The organism is Belliella buryatensis (assembly GCF_900188245.1).
GTDB lineage: Bacteria > Bacteroidota > Bacteroidia > Cytophagales > Cyclobacteriaceae > Belliella > Belliella buryatensis.
In genome coordinates this window covers 175,093-192,900 of sequence record NZ_FZOK01000008.1, presented here as the reverse complement: position 1 = coordinate 192,900, position 17,808 = coordinate 175,093, and the positions used below count along the sequence as shown (strand labels likewise).

The window sequence follows — 17,808 nt, the reverse complement described above, 5'->3', positions numbered from 1 at the left end:
AAAAGTCGGCAGTCAACTGAGACTATAAGATTATCGATTTATAGAGTAATCATTATTCTTGTAATCAAGCAAATCATCATAAAAGTAGATTAATCAAAAGCCCACGGTTTTAGATCGTGGGCTTTTGCTTGGTAAAAACATTCAATAATCAGAGGCTAGTGTTATTTTGAGTAAAATTTTTTATCCTCTCTGTGCATAATAATTATAGTCTTTAAGGATATTATCAATGAATTCTAGGTTTTTTTCATCTGGACTCACTTGAATCAAAGCGGCAGTTTTCTCAGCCAATTTTTTGATCAAGCTGAAGTCGCCTGCTTTCAGCGCTTCATTTTTGATTTGTTTGATATTTTGGATTTGCTTGTCTGTGAGAGACATGACCTGAGGGTATTTGGGTACATAATCTTCGGGGATTTCCTGAAGCAATGTCTGGTGCAATCCCAAGGTAAAATTTTCAGACACTACCGTAGTGCCTGCCGCAACATCACCGACTCTTTGTCCTCTACCGCTCACTAAAATGCTAATCACCGCTACACCCCCGGTGGTGATAGAGATATCTACAAATCTCAAAAGCCATCTGATCAGGTAATTGCTCAGTGTGGGTTTAGAACCATCAAGTTTGACAACTCGGATGTTCATAGCCATCTTTCCAGGAGATTGACCATCAAAGAAGCTTTCGAAAAGTAAATGATAAAGTAATACAGGCAAAAAGAATAATGAATACACAGCCCATGCTAAGGAAGTGTCTGATTTAATCTTGGACCCTACAAAAATTATGAAAATAATATAAAAGAAAATAATGGCTCCATCGATCAGATAGGCTGCTATTCGAGTCCCCACATTGGCTGTATTTTGATTTATACTAATATTTTGGGCAGTCTTGATTTGAAATTCTTTCATTTATTATTTTCTTTGATAAAATTGAACAAATAGATGAGGGAAGCGACCTTTATTAAGCGAAATAAGGATAAATGGACGAAGTTTGAAAATGTCCTCGTTTCCGATCTACCTATCTCTCCTATGGAGTTGGGAGATCTGTATATTGAAATAACAGATCATCTGAGTTATGCACAGACTTTCTACCCCAATAGCAATACACATCAATACCTGAATCAGCTTGCGTCAAAAGCGCACCAAAAAATCTACAAAACAAAGAAGGAATCCAAAGGAAGGTTTATAAATTTTTACAAATATGAATTTCCTGCCATGTTTTATCAGTACCTCCCTCAGTTGGGGGTGTCATTTTTGATCTTTTTGGTCTTCACTTTAATAGGTGCATACTCAGCAGCGACAGATGGGGCCTTCGTTAGGAGTATCATGGGAGATGGGTATGTGAATATGACTTTGGAAAATATAGAAAAGGGTGACCCCATGGCTGTCTACAAGGAAATGAACAAAGTGGATATGTTTTTGGGAATTACCATCAATAATATTCGAGTTGCATTGCTTGCCTTTTCGGCAGGAATACTCCTTGGTGTAGGTACTTTTTTCATCATGATGCGCAATGCAATTATGCTGGGCTCTTTCCAATATTTCTTCTTTGACCAAGGGTTGCTTTGGGAGTCTGCTAGGACAATCTGGATACACGGGACCATTGAAATTGCCGTGATAATTGTAGCTGGCTGTGCAGGGATTGTTTTGGGGAATAGTATTCTTTTCCCAGGGACTTTCACCAGATTGGCTTCTTTTCAAAAGGGAGCTAAAGCAGGATTGAAAATTCTAATCAGTACCATCCCATTTTTTATTATAGCGGGGTTTTTAGAGGGTTTTGTTACAAGAATCACACACTTTCCTGATATTTTCAATATCACGATTATTTTAGCCTCTTTGGCTTTGATTATTCTCTATTATATTATCTATCCAATACGTATCCATCAACAAAAAAAACTATGACAAACAATTACATCCAATTCAAAAAACGAAGGGAACTAGGGGAAATTCTTTCTGATACTTTTGCTTTTGTAAGAGGCAATTTCAAGGACCTGTTTACGGTACTGATTCGTACATCATTGATTCCATTTATTTTGGTGATTTTAGCCTCTGTATATTATCAGTATGTAATTGGTAATATTAGCGAAATCACACCTTATTCTGCTGTATTTTCATTAGGTGGTTTGGGACTTGCAGGCTTGTTGTTTTATGCCACATCTTCAGCTACAGTTTATAGCTTTATCAAAGAATATGATACGACAAAGGGGAAGGAGCTCAACTTGGAGTATGTAGTATCAGAAGCCAAAAGCAATATTGGGAACATGATTGGACTTACTTTATTAGCCTATTTGATGTTGATTTTTGGATTGATCTTTTTTGTTATTCCCGGGATTTATTTTTTAGTGCCCTTAGCAGTGGTTTTTCCTATTTTATTATTTAAAGAAACAACGATTTTTGGAGCTCTTGGAGAAAGTTTCAAGTTGATAAAGGGCTTTTGGTGGGTGACTTTTGGCACTGTGATCGTCATTGCGATCATTATCGGTGTGATGTCTTTCGCTTTTTCAGTTCCTGCATTGATTTATAATGTCACCAAAATGGTCATCACTTCTTCCAATGAAGGGACATTGACAAGTGGCAATCCAGGTGATTTTATTTATTTGACCTTAAGCGCTTTGGGCTCAGCGGGTAGCAATCTACTCTCTATTGTATTTTTGGTGGCTCTAGGGTTTGTGTATTATGACCTAGATGAGGAGCAAAATAGAACAGGCCTCAAGCAAAAAATAGAAGAGTTAGACATTTGATATGCGAAGAGTTACGCTTGGGCTGATTTTCTTTTTTTGCTTTTCCCAGCTCTCAGGATTGATGGCAGAAACCACCTCGGAAATACAATCCGAAGGAATAAAGCCATTGAGTTTTGGGGAAGCTTACATTGAGGAGTACCTTTCTGATGATTCCTATCAATATGTGGAGTTAGATGATGGAGAAAACTGGTACGAGAAGTTGAAAAGGAAAATCAACCAAGCAGTCAATAAATTCATCAGTTGGTTAATCGGAGATGGTAAGTTGGGCAAGTTTGGAAATTTTATAGTTCAGGCGCTGCCTTACATTGCCGTTTTGTTGCTTTCTGTTCTCCTGCTATGGGTGATTACCAAATATGAGGTCTATCCCACATCGGATAAGAAGATCAACAAGGCCAAAGTTGGATTTACAGACGATGAGGCCGTCATGCAGCGTCAGGATATTCAAGACCTGATTGAAGCAGCAATTGCTCAAGGAGATTTCCGACTGGCAGTTAGATATTCTTATCTGTCTATTTTGAAAAAAATGATGGAGCAATCACTCATCGATTGGAAAATTCAAAAGACCAACCATGATTACATCAAGGAGTTACCTGAAGGGATGCTGAAGACTGGATTTACTAGTATTACTAGAATATATGACTATATCTGGTATGGAGGATTTGAGTTGGACCAATCGTCTTTTGATGCAGTCAAGAGAAGCTTTCATCAAGTAGAAGAAGCGCTATGAGACAAGGTAAGCAAAAGTTTCTCATAGGCTTTTTGGTATTCACAATCTTGGTGATTTTGATACTTCAAGCCACCTCTAAGCCACCTTTGAACTGGGAGGAGAGCTATGACAAGATGGATAAAGCGCCTTATGGTGGTAAGATTTTTTATGAGCAGTTTGCGAAGGTAATCTCTCCCGAATCTCTTACTGAGATCAACTCGTCTACTTACGAATGGCTAAGGTCTGATGCAGAAAATGGCACATTGTTGATTTTCAATAGTGGGTTTTTCCCTGACAAAGAGACTACTAAAAGGCTCTTGACTTGGGTAAATGAAGGTAACACAGCTTTTATATCAGCAAGGTTCATTGGGGAGGAACTGCTAGATTCCTTAGGGGTTGGTATCAAGTCAACGATAGAATTGAGTAATTTCCAGGAGCATATCAGTTTGTATTTGAATGATACTAGCCTTTCGAAAGGGCAAGAATTTATGTTTGATAGGTCTACTCGCTTGACATATTTCACCTTTCCCGATTCGTTGGACTTGCGAGTCCTAGGCATGTCAAAATTCACTAACTCTGAAAAAGCTGCTCAGCCCATGTTTTTGGAAGTAGGCTATGGTGAGGGCAAGTTTGTCTTACATCTTTTTCCTTTAGCATTTAGCAATTATTTCATGCTAAATGCTGATAATAAAACTTACACAGAGTCTATTCTTGGCTATTTGCCTATTGACCAGCATGTATTTTATGACAACTATGTCAAAAATGGGAAGTCTATCTTTTCATCACCACTCTACCTTTTTCTTTCTAACCCCAACCTTAAAATGGCTTACTATGCTATCATCGCCATGCTTTTGCTATGGATTGTATTTGAGGGAAGGAGAAAACAGCGGAGTATTCCCATCGTGAAGCCTTTGGAGAATCAGACGGTGGCTTTTGCTGAGACCATCTCTGCCATTTACTTAGAGAAGAATGCCTATCAAGAGAATATTGAGCAACAGATTGAGCTTTTCATGGATTACTGCAGGACTACTTTCAGATTGGGGATGGAATCTGTGGAGATGGATCTGGAGAAGTTAGCAGCAAGATCAGGCTGTCCTTTGGAAAAGACTAGAGACTTATTTGCTTTTTTAGAGATCTTGAGTCATAAGCAAGGATGTACTTCGGCAGATGTCATCGCATTAAACAAAAAAATCAACGACTTTAAAAAATATCAACATGGAGGAAAATAAACCACAAGAGTCAGGGGAAATGGATTTTCAGAGTAGACTTCCGCTGGAGGAACTCCGGGCAGCTGTAGCAGCAATCAAGACCGAAATCAGAAAGGTGATCATTGGTCAAGATGATTTGGTGGACTTGTTGTTAGTCGGGATGTTGTCCAAAGGCCATATTTTGATTGAAGGTGTGCCTGGTATTGCCAAGACGATTACCTCCAAGCTATTTGCCAAAACACTAAAGGTGGGTTTTAGTAGGATTCAGTTTACACCTGATTTGATGCCAAGTGACGTGCTTGGAACTTCTATACTCAATATGAAGCAAGGTGCATTTGAATTTAAGAAGGGGCCTATTTTTTCTAATCTAGTTCTGATCGATGAAATTAACCGTGCTCCAGCCAAGACGCAGTCAGCTTTGTTTGAGGTCATGGAAGAGCGTCAAGTAACTATGGATGGTACGCAATATACCATGGAGGCTCCGTTTATGGTACTGGCTACTCAGAATCCAATCGAGCAAGAGGGTACTTATAACCTTCCAGAAGCTCAGCTTGATAGGTTCTTATTCAAGATTAAGCTTGACTATCCAGACTTAGATCAGGAATTTGAAATTCTCAAAAGTCACCATGCCAGAAAATCAGAAAGTGCGCTAGGTCAAATTCAATCTATTCTCCAGCCCGAAGCTTTGATTGCATTTCAAGATTTGACAACAGAAGTCAATGTGGAGGAGAAAATTCTCAGATATATCTCAGAGATTGTAGTCAGGACTAGGAATCACCCTAGCCTTTATTTAGGTGGTTCACCTCGTGCAAGTCTTGCTATCATGAATGCTTCCAAAGCGATTGCCGCCATTGATGGCAGGGATTTCGTAATCCCAGAAGATATCAAGAAAGTGGTGACTCCAGCATTGCGACACAGGATATTGTTGAGTCCTGAGCGAGAAATGGAAGGTATGAGTACTGATACAGTCATATATGGAATAATACAATCTGTAGAAATTCCCCGTTGATCGTGAAAAAATTTATCCAACAACTCTTTCTTGGTTTTAGACTTTACCTTACGTTGATTGGGTTGAGCCTGATTTTCTTGCTTTCCTATTGGATTACGGCATTATTTCCTATTGCTGTGATTTTACTTTGGAGTTTGGGAGTAGTATTTTTATTGGATTTGGTTTTACTCTATAGAAACTCAGACCCTTTACAAGCTACTAGGATCCTTCCAGAGAAATTCTCTAACTCTGATAGCAATGAAGTGCAACTTATCTTAGAGAATAAGCTCAACATTCCAATAGAATTTGTGATCATTGATGAAATCCCTATACAGTTTCAGAAGCGTGACTTTGAATTGAGTGGATTTCTGGCAGGTAGGTCCGAGAGCATTTTATCATATCAATTGATCCCATTAGAAAGAGGGGAGTATTTTTTTGGAGACCTCCATGTATTTATCCAGAGTAGATTGGGCTTGGTTAGGCGTAGATTGAGTTTTCAAAAAGGGCAAATGGTAAAGGTTTATCCATCATTTGTACAGATGCAACAGTATGATTTTTTAGCCAGTAATACTTACCGAGTAGAGCAAGGGCTTAAAAAGATCAGGAGAATCGGGCATACACTAGAATTTGAGCAAATCAAGGAATACAACCTTGGCGATGATGTACGCTCTATCAACTGGAAGGCTACTGCTAAAGCCGCAGACCTTATGGTCAATCAGTTTCAGGATGAAAAATCACAACCTATTTATTCGATTATAGACATGGGAAGGGTGATGCAAATGCCATTTGATGGTCTTAGCTTGCTAGATTATGCGATTAATAGCTGCTTGGCTTTTTCAAATATTGCAATCAAAAAAGGGGATAAGGCTGGTGTGATCACTTTTTCCCATGTTATGCACCGCTCACTAGCTGCAAGCAATAGGAAGACCCATCTGCTTTCGATTTTAGAGCTACTATATGGTTTGAAGACAGATTACTTGGATACTGATTTTGGACTGCTATACACTTGGCTGAAGCGTAAAGTGAGCCAAAGAAGTATGGTGATACTCTTTACCAATTTTGAGCACCATTCGGCACTGGAACGACAGCTGCCGTACTTGAAAGCCATTGCAAAGCAACACCTGCTGGTCGTAGTGATGTTTGAAAATACCCTACTGGAAGAAGTTGCAGGACAGGAATCAGCGCGGATTTCAGAAGTTTTTATGCAGACTGTAGCGGCTAAATTTATGTATGATAAAAGACTGATGGCCAAGGAGCTCAACCGTCACGGTATCCAAACCATCCTAACCAAACCCAAAGAGCTAAGTACCAATACTATCAATAAGTACTTAGAATTGAAAGCTAGAGGGTTAATCTAATCTCAGTTCATTCTTCCGAGTAATTGAATCCTATGCGAGTCTAGCTTTATAAAGATGAAGAGTAAAATGGTAAAGGACCAAAGTGATGAACCTCCATAGCTAAAGAATGGTAGCGGTATTCCGACCACAGGGAATAATCCTATCGTCATGGCGATATTGATCATAAAGTGGAATAGAAGAATTGATACCACACAGTACCCATAAACTCTAGAGAATCGCGTTTTCTGTCGCTCAGCCAAGAAAATCAATCGGATCAGCAAGGCACAAAAAAGAATAATAACCACAAAACTCCCTGTCCAGCCAAATTCTTCTCCAAGCGTGCAAAATATAAAATCCGTGTGCTGTTCTGGAACAAAGTCAAACTTGGTCTGTGTGCCTTCTAGATAGCCTTTTCCTAGAAAGCCTCCAGAACCAATGGCAATTTTAGATTGAGTGACATTCCAGCCTACACCTAGTGGATCCAAGTCGGGATCAAAGAGTACCATGATTCGATTCTGCTGATGTTGGGGTAATTTTGAAACCACATATTCCAAGCTGTAGACATAGCCAATCGCTAAAACACCGATAAGTGATAGGGAAATAATTCTTGAGATAGATTTTTTGCCCAAAAGGATGATCAAAAGTACCACTGCTGCTATAGCAATGACCAAATAAAGGTTATTCTCTATTCCCAAAGCCAATAATGATACAGCGATCAACGTGAGCGCCAAGACATAATACCGCTGTGGCATTCCTTCTCTATACATCATGATAAAAAAAGCCGAATAGACCATTGCACTACCTGTATCAGGTTGTAGCATGATCAAAGCTACAGGAATCATAATTATAGCCACGGCCTGTAACTGATACTTTGTTTGACTGAGGTCAAAGCTCGGCCTTTCCATGAATTTGGCTAAGGCCAAAGCCGTGGCAAATTTTGCAAACTCAGCAGGCTGAAGTCTAAAAGAGCCGAGCTCAAACCATGCCCTTTGCCCATTGATTTCTTTTCCGAAAAATGGGGTAATTAGCAAGAAGAATACAAAAATTCCATAAAATACCAGAGAGAGATTTTCAAATAGTCGGTAGTCAGCGACCATGATAATGGTAATTAACAAGACCGCTGTTCCTATCCATACCAATTGCTTACCAGAGTTGATAGAGAAATCAAAAATGCTTTTGGCTGCTTGTTCATCATAGACAGCAGCATAGATATTGAACCATCCAATACAAACCAAAGTGGCGTATATCAGGATGCTAATCCAATCAATTTTGTTGATGTATAAATCGTCTTGTCTCAAATTACATGAATTTTCCTGCTAAGACATATTCTTCTAGCGCAGGTCTTGTGATTTCTCCTCTGATGTATTTTTCGATCATCAATGAGGCTGTACTCGCCGCTGCTCTTCCACCCCATCCAGCATTTTCTACATAGACTGCGATTGCAATTTTCGGATCATCTTTTGGTGCAAAAGCTATGAAGACAGAATGATCTTCTCCATGTGGATTTTGTGCAGTTCCTGTTTTTCCAGCAATTCTGATATCTGAGATAGCTGCTCTTGCAGCTGTACCATATATTGCCTCTGCCATAGCTTCTTGAATCAAATCAAAGTGATGGGCATCTACGCCTACTTCTCTTTTTGTTCGATATTCAGGGTTGATTCCAGTGGGATCACCATCTATAGCTTTGATCAGGTGAGGGGTATAGTAATAGCCTTTGTTGGCAAAAATCGCTGCCAAGTTTGCCATCTGAAGTGGTGTCACCATCATTTCTCCTTGGCCAATAGATAGTGAGTAAATGGTCGAATATCTCCATCTGCCTTGCCCATAGACACGGTCATAGTAATTAGAGGTAGGAATACTTCCGCCCTTTTCATTATTCATGTCTAGACCAAGTGGACCTCCAAGACCAAATGCCAATACCTTGTCCCTCCATTGATCTAATCCGATCTGAGTATCTTTAAATGTATTGGAAGACACTTCTCTATTGATCATAGCTCGATAGGCCTGATGGTAGTAGGGGTTGCAAGAGTTTCTGATTGCTCCAAAGAGATTGACTGGGCTTGGGTGATTGTGACATGCCACAAGTGACCGGTTGCAGGCATAGGTGGTATTAGGTGTCAACACCCCCATTTGAAGACCGATTAAGGATTGCACAATTTTGAAAATGGAGCCAGGAGGATAGGTTGCCATGATGGGTCGGTTGAAGAGAGGTTTGCTTTCATCCCGATTTAGATTCATGTAGTTGGCGCCAAACTGTGATCCTGTGAGGATATTCGGGTCGTAAGTCGGTGCAGAAATCATGGCAAGAATTTCACCAGTCTTTGGTTCGATAGCTACTACTGAGCCAACTTTGCCTCCCATCAATTTTTCACCATACTGCTGTAAGTCTAGGTCAATTGTAGATGTTAAATTGTGACCAGCTACGGAGGCTGTATCGTATTCTCCATTCTTGAAAGAACCTTTGTCTACACCTTTCACATTGACCATTTTATACTTGACCCCTTTGACTCCTCGAAGTTCTTTTTCGTAGAATCCTTCTAGTCCAGCAAGACCAACAAAATCACCTTGTCTATAGTATTTCACAGTATCTCTTTCCAATTGCCTTGCACTAATCTCACCGATGTAACCCAAAGCACTCGCTGCTACAGGTTGCGGATAGGAGCGTACAGACCTAGTGGTGACGAAAAGCCCAGGATAATCAATCAGAAAATCTTGTATCTTGGCAAACTCTGTCGTTGAAATCTGTTTGATCAATGGTGAAGGCTTGACTGAAGAATACTTCCTAGCAGCAGTATAACCTTCAATCAGGTGTTCTTTCGAAATATTGAAGATTTCACAAAACCTTGCTGTGTCTTGTACTGAAAACTCTTTGGGAATGATCATCAAGTCAAAAAGTGGATTATTGTAAACAAGGATTTTTCCTGTTCGGTCATAAACTAATCCCCTGTAAGGATGATCGACTAATCTTTGCACGGCATTTCTTTCAGCTCTTTTGAGAAAGCTGTCGTCAGCCACTTGTATCAGAAATAATTTGGTCAGTAAAATAATGCCTATCAGGGCAATGGCAATGATTAAGACGATGGGTCTTTTGTCGTTCATTATATTCCTCTCCTTCTTCTGTAAAATAACAGCTGGACAATAATACTCATTACAAATACAAAAATAGTACTCGCTATAATTTTTTGAACGACAGGGATAAATAAATTCGTACCCAAGCTTTCAATAAAAAAGAAACTGGCATTGTAAATCAAAAACAAAGGCAAGCTGAAAGTTGCAAACCAGCCAAATCCCATATTGAGCATAGAAGGCTGTAAGTTGTCATCATAGCCACCAGTAGGTGTGAGGATCTTTATCCAAGGCTTTCTAATAAATGCAATGATCAAGAGGGAAGCGGTGTGGATGCCAATAGTATCATAGAATAGATCAACAATCAAACCTAAGCCAAAAGCGATCAAAAGGCTTGGGATAGTCTTAGTCTCTATAGGTAAAAGAAAAAGAAAAAGGATATGCAAAAAGCAGAAAGCTACACCAAATAGCACCAAGTTTTTGAGTATGAGCACTTGCACCATCATAAATATGATGAAGCTTCCGATCAATATAAAAATCCTGCTGCTATTCATTACTTATTCCAGAGCTATTGTACAAAGAGTCTAATTCTTGCTCAACTGAGTTTTCTACTAAATATACGTATGAAACCCTTGTGAAATCAGTAGCAAGTTCTATGGTGATATCTAGATAGTTGGTGTCAGAGCCTTGTTTGACTTCTGAGATGGTACCTATAGCTATTCCCTCAGGAAAGATGGCATTGTATCCAGATGTCACTACCTTATCTCCAGCTTGAACTTTGACATGTCTAGGTACATAGAGCATTTTGGCAAATTTAGGATCCTTACCGTCCCATTTAATTGAACCAAAGACTTCGGAGTTTTCAATTTTGGAAGAGACCAAAAGGTCTGTATGAAGTAGTGATATCACTGTAGCGAAATTATTGGAAACACCCTTTACTCTCCCTACTACTCCTTGCCCGTTGAATACTCCCATGCCTGGCTTGATTCCTTGATTTGCACCTTTGTTGATCGTGAGGTGATTTTGACTTAACCTAATGGAGTTGTTGATGACTTTGGCTCCTTTAAATTCAAAACTATTTTCAAAAACACTATCCAGTTGTATGTAAACACTATCAGCAGGTTTTCTCAAGACTTCAAGCTCTGCCAAAAGTTCTGCATTGGTATCTAGTAGTCTTTTATTTACATCAGCTAGAGTAAAGTAGTCAGAAATATTGTTTTGTGCTCCTAAAATCTTCCCGCTGAATTGGTTAGAGCTGTTGAAGAAGGCAGAGCCCTGTTGTGAATTGAAGGAGACAATCAGCCAGATGGCGATTGCCTCCAAAAAAACAAATAATAGAAATGCTCTTAAACTGTAGAGAAATAATAAAATCCGCTGCATTCAGTCATCAAGTCATCAAAACGGTTCTAAAATTGGAAATATTTTTCAAGGCGGTTCCTGTTCCTCTTACTACTGCTCTTAATGGATCTTCAGCGATGTGAATAGGCAGTTTTGTTTTTTGATGTAGACGCTTATCCAGTCCCTTGAGTAATGCCCCACCACCTGTGAGGTGAATACCATTGTCATAGATGTCAGCTGAAAGCTCAGGAGGAGCAATTTCTAAAGCTTTCAATACCGCTTCTTCTATTTTAGAAACAGACTTATCCAGTGCAAATGCAATTTCAGAATAAGATACTTTGATCACTTTAGGGATACCTGTCATCAAGTCTCTGCCTCTAATTTCGTAATCTTCGGGAGCATCATCCAATTCAGTCAAAGCTGAGCCAATAGCGATTTTCACTTTTTCCGCAGATCTTTCACCTATCAATAAGTTGTGTTGTCTACGCATGTAGTCAAGAATGTCTTTAGTAAAAGTGTCACCAGCTACTCTAATAGACTGATCTGCTACTATACCAGAAAGTGCGATTAGTGCGATTTCAGTAGTACCTCCTCCTATATCAACAATCATAGAGCCCATAGGCTTTTCGATATCAATCCCGATACCTATGGCCGCAGCAATTGGTTCATAGATCATGTAAACTTCCTTGGCACCAGCATGCTCTGCAGAATCCCGTACGGCTCTTTTTTCTACTTCCGTAATTCCAGAAGGAATACAGATTACCATTCTATGTGATTGAGGAAACATGCCTTTCTTATGACCTGGGATCATTTTGATCAATCCACGGATCATCTGCTCAGCCGCATAGAAATCAGCAATCACACCATCTTTCAATGGGCGAATTGTCTTGATATTTTCATGCGTTTTTTCGTGCATGTTCATCGCATCTTTTCCTACTGCCAAGACCCTATTGGTAGTCCGATCTATAGCAATGATGGATGGCTCGTCTACGACGATTTTATCTTTATGGATGATTAGTGTATTTGCGGTACCTAAGTCAATAGCAATGTCGCTCGAAAAAAAATCGAATAAACCCATTATTTGTTTGAATTTTGATTGAGAATTTGTTAAAGTTAGCATTATGAACGCATAACATGAAACGTGGGACAGCAAAATTATTATCTTAATTGCAATTTCTTATCAATATGCTCTTTTTTTTTGAAACAATGTTTCATGCTACAAAAAAAGGCCTGTCATACTCGTTTTTCAATTGTTGTAATACAAAAGCTTTCAATGACTTGCTGCCTGAAGCGCAAGCAGTATACCAAAACTCCTCAAATTGGAAATATTCAAGCAAGGTCTCAGCTATAATATTTGATTTCAGGGACTTTAAATAAAGAGGATATCAAGGAAGCTTTTTTTTCTGGAAATAATTTTATTAAATTTGTGGCGTATTAGCCGAATATAGGAGGGGACGACAGTCCCCTCTTTCATTATGGTAAAGAGTAATATGAGTATAAAACAAACCATAGAAGAAATCGTAGAAAAGCACCTTCCTGACCAAGAGCATTTCGTAGTGGATGTTCAAGTGATTGAGGGAAAAGGAAAGCCCCAGGTAAAGATTTTGCTTGATGCAGATAATGGTATCAGTATAGATACTTGTGCATTTGTTAGTCGACAAGTGGGTGAAGAGATAGAAGCCAAAGAGCTTTTAGATGCCGCCTATGTGTTAGAAGTTTCTTCGCCCGGAGTGGATTACCCTTTAAGTTCAAGAAGGCAATATCAAAAAAATGTAGGCAGGAATCTCAAAGTAACCTTGACTGACAGCAAGGAACTAGAAGGAGAACTTCTTGCAGTGGAATCTTCAGCAATTAAGTTGAAGGTGAAGAAAAAAGAAAAAGGAAAAAAAGCTACAGAAGAAGAAGTAGAACTCCCTTTGGAAGAAATAAAGAAATCAATTGTACTAGTCTCTTTTAAGTAAAAAAAATGGATGCTAAAGTTCTTATAGAATCATTTGCAGAATTTGCAAGATCAAAAAATGTGGACCGTCCTACGATGATCCGTATTCTGGAAGATGTTTTTAGAGCGATGATTCGCAAGAAGTATGAGACCGATGAAAACTTTGATGTGACCATCAATGCTGACAAAGGTGATCTTGAGATATTGAGAATCAGAGAAATTGTAGACGATAATTCTGAGGATATCTGGGATTTTGACAAAATCAGCTTGACTGATGCTCGCAAAATTGAACCTGATTTTGAAGTAGGTGAAGAAGTTTATGAGAAAATTGAACTAGAAGAGTTCGGCAGGAGAGCTGTCATGATGGCTCGTCAGACCTTGATTCAAAGAATTAAGGATTTGGAGAAAGATTTGCTTTTCAATCAGTATGAAGAGTTAGTAGGCGAGATTATATCTGCTGAAGTTTACCAAATTTTAGGTAGAGAAGTGCTTTTGATGGATGGAGAAGGCAACGAACTTATCCTACCTAAAGGAGAGCAGATTCCAAAAGATAGGTTTAGAAAAGGTGATACTGTGAGAGCCATCGTTCATAAGGTGGAAATGGTAAATGGAAACCCAAGAATCATCTTGTCAAGAACCTCACCTATATTTTTGGAAAGGTTATTTGAAAATGAAGTCCCTGAGGTTTATGATGGCTTGATTACCATCAAGAAGATAGTCAGAGAACCAGGAGAGCGTGCTAAAGTAGCAGTCGAATCTTATGATGACAGGATTGATCCAGTTGGTGCTTGTGTAGGCATGAAAGGAAGCAGGATCCACGCTGTGGTGAGAGAGCTTCAAAACGAGAACATCGATGTAATCAATTATACAGATAATCTTGATCTTTATGTATCCAGAGCCTTGAGCCCTGCAAAGGTGACCTCAATCACGGTAGATCAGGACAAAAAGCGAATCTCAGTTTTCCTTAAACCTGATCAGGTCTCTATGGCTATCGGTAAAGGCGGGTTCAATATTCGACTTGCAAGTAGATTGGTGGGATTCGAGATTGACGTTTTCAGAGAGCTGAATGATATTGAAGACGAAGAAGATGTAGTATTAGATGAGTTTGTGGATGAAATCGATGGCTGGATCATTGACGAACTCAAAAAGACAGGTTTAGATACAGCAAAAAGTGTACTTTCACTAAGCAAAGAAGACTTGCTGAGAAGAACTGAATTGGAAGAAGAGACCATTGATGAGATCTTCAGAATATTGAAACAAGAATTTGAACAATAAAATAAAGGCCTAAATACCCAAATATAGGTCTTATATTTGCCAAAGATTAAGAAATAGGTTTTTAGCGTATGTCAGAAGAAAAAATGATGAGACTGGGCCAAGTAGCCAGAAAACTCAATGTAGGGATATCTACATTGGTGGATTCTATGGCTAAAAAGGGCTTTGAAGTCGAAAACAACCCCAATTCCAAAATCAGCATGGATCAATATAATTTGCTGGCCAAGGAATTCAAGTCCTCTGCCCAAGAGAAGGAAGAGGCATCTCATCTGTCGATAGGTAAGCGTCATAACGAGACATTTACGATCGAAGCTGAGTCGGAGGCCCGTGAGGAGCCAAAACCCGAACCAGCCAAAGAAGAGAAAAAGGAGGCAGTCCCTGTCTCAAAACCAGCCCCTCCCAAAGAGGAAGCTGATCCTAAAGTTGCAGCAGAAGCTCCAAAGCTTCCTGGAATCAAAGTATTGGGTAAGATTGATCTAAATCCTAAGAAAGAGACTGCACCTACTCCTCTGCCAGTTAAAGCAGAAATGCCTGCCCCAAAAGAAGAAGTTAAGGCAGTAGAGCCAGCAAAACCTAAGACAGAGACTCCTAAAGTAGAAAATAAACCTCAGGCTGTGAAGCCTCAGCAACAAGACAACGCTAAATCACAAAAACCTGTTTCTACTTCTGAAAAAACTGAAAAACCAACTACTCCCCCTGCTAAGCCAGCACCAAAAGCTGAGCCTGTAAAACCTGTTCAAGAAACTAAAAAGGAAGAAGCGAAAGAAGCACCAAAAGAAGCACCAAATCAAGTAATTTCTGCAAAGGCAGATTCTTTGAAAGGTCTAACTGTTTTGGGTAAAATTGAACTTCCTGCTGATAAGTCTAAGAAAAAAGGCAAGCCAGTAGCATCTTCTGATGAAAGGAATAAGGACAAGAAGAAGCGAGTTAGAAAGAGAATCGATAAAAACCCTAGCGGCGGACCTGCTGGGACACGACCAGCTCAACCAGGAGCAGGTGGTAATAGACCATCAGGAGGTCCAAATGCAGGAGGTCCAGGTGGCGCTAACACAAGAGATAGAAGAGGTGGGAACCAAAGTAGAGGTGGAAAGCCGACCCCAGGTGGTACTAGAGTACAAAAAGCTGAGCCTACCCAAAAAGAAATTCAAGACCAAATCAAGCAGACACTTGCCAGACTACAAGGTGGAGGTAAATCTGGTGGTAAAGGAAAGAATAGAAGGGATAAAAAGGCAGAAAGAAATAGAGAAGTTGAAGATGGCTTAGAAGAAAGCAGAATATTGAAAGTGACCGAGTTTATCTCGGCCAATGATCTTGCTTCCCTTATGGATGTTTCTGTCAATGAAGTGATTTCAACTTGTATGTCATTGGGGATGTTCGTATCGATCAACCAAAGGTTAGATGCAGAAGCAATCACCATCATCGCTGATGAATTTGACTATGAAGTGGAATTCACTAAGCCAGATGAAGAAGAAAATGCAGTGGCAGAGGTTGATAGTCCAGAGGATCTTGTAGATAGAGCTCCTATTGTAACGATCATGGGACACGTCGATCACGGTAAGACCTCCTTGCTTGATTACATCAGAAAATCAAAAGTAACAGGAGATGAAGCAGGTGGTATCACACAGCACATCGGAGCTTATGATGTTACAACGACAAATGGTGATAAAATTGCGTTTTTGGATACACCTGGTCACGAAGCCTTTACTGCCATGCGTGCTAGAGGTGCCAAGATCACAGATGTAGCCATCATTGTGGTAGCAGCCGACGATGACATTATGCCGCAAACCAAAGAAGCTATCAACCACGCGCAAGTAGCAGGTGTACCAATGATCTTTGCGATCAATAAAATTGATAAACCAAACGCAAATCCAAATAAAATTAAAGAACAACTAGCTAATATGAACCTCTTAGTGGAAGAGTGGGGTGGTAAATATCAGTCCCAAGATATTTCTGCAAAGGTAGGTACAGGTATTGACGAATTGTTGGAAAAAGTATTGCTAGAAGCTGAAGTACTAGAACTGAAGGCTAACCCTAACAAAAACGCTGTAGGTACAGTAGTAGAGGCGTCTTTGGATAAAGGTAGAGGTTATGTAGCAACTGTAATGGTACAAGCTGGAACCTTAAAGGTTGGAGATGTAATGCTAGCAGGTCAGCATTATGGTAGAGTAAAAGCCATGACTGATCATAAAGGTAAAAAACTCAAAGAGGCTGGACCATCTACCCCTGTACAGGTATTGGGTCTAGCTGGAGCACCTCAAGCAGGTGATACTTTCAAGGTATATGATTCTGAAAGAGAAGCAAGAGAAATTGCAAACTCTAGAGAGCAGATCCTCAGAGAACAAAGCATGCGAACTAAGAAACACATCACTTTAGATGAAATCGGTCGCCGTTTGGCTATCGGTAGTTTCAAGGAGCTTAACATCATCATCAAAGGTGACGTGGATGGTTCAGTTGAAGCTCTTTCTGATTCCTTGTTGAAGCTATCTAAGGACGAAGTTTCAGTAAATATCATCCATAAAGGCGTAGGTCAGATTTCTGAATCTGATGTACTCTTAGCTTCTGCATCTGATGCAATTATCTTAGGTTTCCAGGTAAGACCTTCTTCTAATGCGAAGAAACTTGCTGAGCAAGAAGAGATCGAAATCAGACATTACTCTATTATCTACGATGCGATCAATCAAATCAAAGATGCGATCGAGGGTATGCTAGAGCCAGAGTTTGAAGAGGTCATCACTGGTAATATTCAAGTGAGAGAAGTCTTCAAGATCTCTAAAGTAGGTACTGTAGCTGGTTCTTATGTGACGGATGGTTATATCACACGTAAGAATAAAATCAGAGTTATCAGAGATGGTATTGTTATTCATGATGGAGAGATCGATCAGTTGAAGCGATTCAAGGATGATGTAGCAGAAGTGAAAGCTGGATACGAATGTGGTATTTCGATCAAGAAGTTCAACGATATTCAGATAGATGATACAATCGAAGGCTACATGATGCAAGAGATCAAGCGTAAGAAATAAAATACAGCAATTTAATATAAAGGAACTTTCATTTGAAGGTTCCTTTTTTCATTTAGGATGATGGCATCATTGATAACTTTACTTCAAATTTTAATTGTGCTATGTGTAGTTTTTATAATTTTAGGCTTATACAGACCTGTGATTGTGCTTTGGTTTTTAGATCGATTCAATAGGCTGAAAGTTTTGAAAATATATGGAACTGCAA

Annotated in this window: 15 protein-coding genes; 9 read left to right on the top strand and 6 right to left on the bottom strand. The window is 39.5% G+C overall.

Annotated features, from left to right (window positions below; genetic code table 11):
* Nucleotides 1–180: 180 nt before the first annotated feature.
* Nucleotides 181–897, bottom strand: coding sequence for an RDD family protein (locus CHB66_RS10120; protein ID WP_089240503.1), 717 nt, complete (start codon nt 895–897; stop codon nt 181–183).
* Between the two features lie 33 nt (nt 898–930).
* Here CHB66_RS10120 and CHB66_RS10115 point away from each other — a divergent pair, with 33 nt between their 5' ends.
* The 6 genes from CHB66_RS10115 (at nt 931) to CHB66_RS10090 (ending at nt 6,989) form a co-directional block, all read left to right on the top strand.
* Entirely contained in the window at nt 931–1,890 is a 960-nt protein-coding gene (locus CHB66_RS10115; protein ID WP_089240501.1) for a stage II sporulation protein M, read from the top strand.
* Nucleotides 1,887–2,729, top strand: a complete 843-nt coding sequence (locus tag CHB66_RS10110; protein WP_076501388.1) for a hypothetical protein — start codon at nt 1,887–1,889, stop codon at nt 2,727–2,729. The genes CHB66_RS10115 and CHB66_RS10110 overlap by 4 nt, the downstream gene beginning before the upstream one ends.
* A gap of 61 nt (nt 2,730–2,790) precedes the next feature.
* The gene (locus tag CHB66_RS10105) at nt 2,791–3,456 is read left to right on the top strand and encodes a DUF4129 domain-containing protein (protein WP_170932465.1); all 666 of its coding nucleotides are present in this window, start codon (nt 2,791–2,793) and stop codon (nt 3,454–3,456) included.
* Entirely contained in the window at nt 3,453–4,664 is a 1,212-nt protein-coding gene (locus tag CHB66_RS10100; RefSeq protein WP_089240497.1) for a DUF4350 domain-containing protein, read from the top strand. Before CHB66_RS10105 ends, CHB66_RS10100 begins: the two co-directional genes overlap by 4 nt.
* Nucleotides 4,651–5,652, top strand: a complete 1,002-nt coding sequence (locus CHB66_RS10095) for an AAA family ATPase (RefSeq protein ID WP_089240495.1) — start codon at nt 4,651–4,653, stop codon at nt 5,650–5,652. Before CHB66_RS10100 ends, CHB66_RS10095 begins: the two co-directional genes overlap by 14 nt.
* A 2-nt stretch (nt 5,653–5,654) precedes the next feature.
* A complete protein-coding gene (locus CHB66_RS10090) occupies nt 5,655–6,989 on the top strand; it encodes a DUF58 domain-containing protein (protein WP_089240553.1) in 1,335 nt (444 codons plus the stop codon).
* A gap of 2 nt (nt 6,990–6,991) precedes the next feature.
* On the opposite strand, the gene rodA is transcribed toward CHB66_RS10090, so the two are convergent.
* Genes rodA through CHB66_RS10065 form a run of 5 tightly spaced genes read right to left on the bottom strand, consistent with a single transcriptional unit; the run spans nt 6,992 to nt 12,450 of the window.
* The gene (rodA, locus tag CHB66_RS10085) at nt 6,992–8,266 is read right to left on the bottom strand and encodes a rod shape-determining protein RodA (RefSeq protein WP_089240493.1); all 1,275 of its coding nucleotides are present in this window, start codon (nt 8,264–8,266) and stop codon (nt 6,992–6,994) included.
* 1 nt (nt 8,267) lies between these two features.
* Entirely contained in the window at nt 8,268–10,067 is a 1,800-nt protein-coding gene (gene mrdA / locus CHB66_RS10080) for a penicillin-binding protein 2 (RefSeq protein WP_089240491.1), read from the bottom strand.
* Nucleotides 10,067–10,588 carry a rod shape-determining protein MreD gene (locus CHB66_RS10075; RefSeq protein ID WP_089240489.1) on the bottom strand — a complete coding sequence of 174 codons (522 nt, stop codon included), beginning with the start codon at nt 10,586–10,588 and terminating at the stop codon, nt 10,067–10,069. The genes mrdA and CHB66_RS10075 overlap by 1 nt, the downstream gene beginning before the upstream one ends.
* On the bottom strand, nt 10,581–11,414 hold the full coding sequence (gene mreC, locus CHB66_RS10070; RefSeq protein WP_089240487.1) for a rod shape-determining protein MreC: 834 nt from the start codon (nt 11,412–11,414) through the stop codon (nt 10,581–10,583). The genes CHB66_RS10075 and mreC overlap by 8 nt, the downstream gene beginning before the upstream one ends.
* 7 nt (nt 11,415–11,421) lie before the next feature.
* Nucleotides 11,422–12,450, bottom strand: coding sequence for a rod shape-determining protein (locus CHB66_RS10065; RefSeq protein ID WP_076501372.1), 1,029 nt, complete (start codon nt 12,448–12,450; stop codon nt 11,422–11,424).
* Nucleotides 12,451–12,862: 412 nt separating this feature from the next.
* Here CHB66_RS10065 and CHB66_RS10060 point away from each other — a divergent pair, with 412 nt between their 5' ends.
* The 3 genes from CHB66_RS10060 (at nt 12,863) to infB (ending at nt 17,603) form a co-directional block, all read left to right on the top strand.
* Nucleotides 12,863–13,333 carry a ribosome maturation factor RimP gene (locus CHB66_RS10060; protein ID WP_089240485.1) on the top strand — a complete coding sequence of 157 codons (471 nt, stop codon included), beginning with the start codon at nt 12,863–12,865 and terminating at the stop codon, nt 13,331–13,333.
* A 5-nt stretch (nt 13,334–13,338) separates the two neighbouring features.
* Nucleotides 13,339–14,586 carry a transcription termination factor NusA gene (gene nusA, locus CHB66_RS10055; protein WP_089240483.1) on the top strand — a complete coding sequence of 416 codons (1,248 nt, stop codon included), beginning with the start codon at nt 13,339–13,341 and terminating at the stop codon, nt 14,584–14,586.
* A 68-nt stretch (nt 14,587–14,654) separates the two neighbouring features.
* A complete protein-coding gene (gene infB / locus CHB66_RS10050; protein WP_089240481.1) occupies nt 14,655–17,603 on the top strand; it encodes a translation initiation factor IF-2 in 2,949 nt (982 codons plus the stop codon).
* Nucleotides 17,604–17,808: the final 205 nt, after the last annotated feature.

Excerpts from the sequence above, each read along its gene's own strand:
- CHB66_RS10120 (WP_089240503.1), bottom strand. The coding sequence starts at position 897 with ATGAAAGAATTTCAAATCAAGACTGCCCAAAATATTAGTATAAATCAA.
- CHB66_RS10115 (WP_089240501.1), top strand. The coding sequence starts at position 931 with ATGAGGGAAGCGACCTTTATTAAGCGAAATAAGGATAAATGGACGAAG.
- CHB66_RS10110 (WP_076501388.1), top strand. The coding sequence starts at position 1,887 with ATGACAAACAATTACATCCAATTCAAAAAACGAAGGGAACTAGGGGAA.
- CHB66_RS10105 (WP_170932465.1), top strand. The coding sequence starts at position 2,791 with ATGGCAGAAACCACCTCGGAAATACAATCCGAAGGAATAAAGCCATTG.
- CHB66_RS10100 (WP_089240497.1), top strand. The coding sequence starts at position 3,453 with ATGAGACAAGGTAAGCAAAAGTTTCTCATAGGCTTTTTGGTATTCACA.
- CHB66_RS10095 (WP_089240495.1), top strand. The coding sequence starts at position 4,651 with ATGGAGGAAAATAAACCACAAGAGTCAGGGGAAATGGATTTTCAGAGT.
- mrdA (WP_089240491.1), bottom strand. The coding sequence starts at position 10,067 with ATGAACGACAAAAGACCCATCGTCTTAATCATTGCCATTGCCCTGATA.
- CHB66_RS10075 (WP_089240489.1), bottom strand. The coding sequence starts at position 10,588 with ATGAATAGCAGCAGGATTTTTATATTGATCGGAAGCTTCATCATATTT.
- mreC (WP_089240487.1), bottom strand. The coding sequence starts at position 11,414 with ATGCAGCGGATTTTATTATTTCTCTACAGTTTAAGAGCATTTCTATTA.
- CHB66_RS10065 (WP_076501372.1), bottom strand. The coding sequence starts at position 12,450 with ATGGGTTTATTCGATTTTTTTTCGAGCGACATTGCTATTGACTTAGGT.
- CHB66_RS10060 (WP_089240485.1), top strand. The coding sequence starts at position 12,863 with ATGAGTATAAAACAAACCATAGAAGAAATCGTAGAAAAGCACCTTCCT.
- nusA (WP_089240483.1), top strand. The coding sequence starts at position 13,339 with ATGGATGCTAAAGTTCTTATAGAATCATTTGCAGAATTTGCAAGATCA.
- infB (WP_089240481.1), top strand. The coding sequence starts at position 14,655 with ATGTCAGAAGAAAAAATGATGAGACTGGGCCAAGTAGCCAGAAAACTC.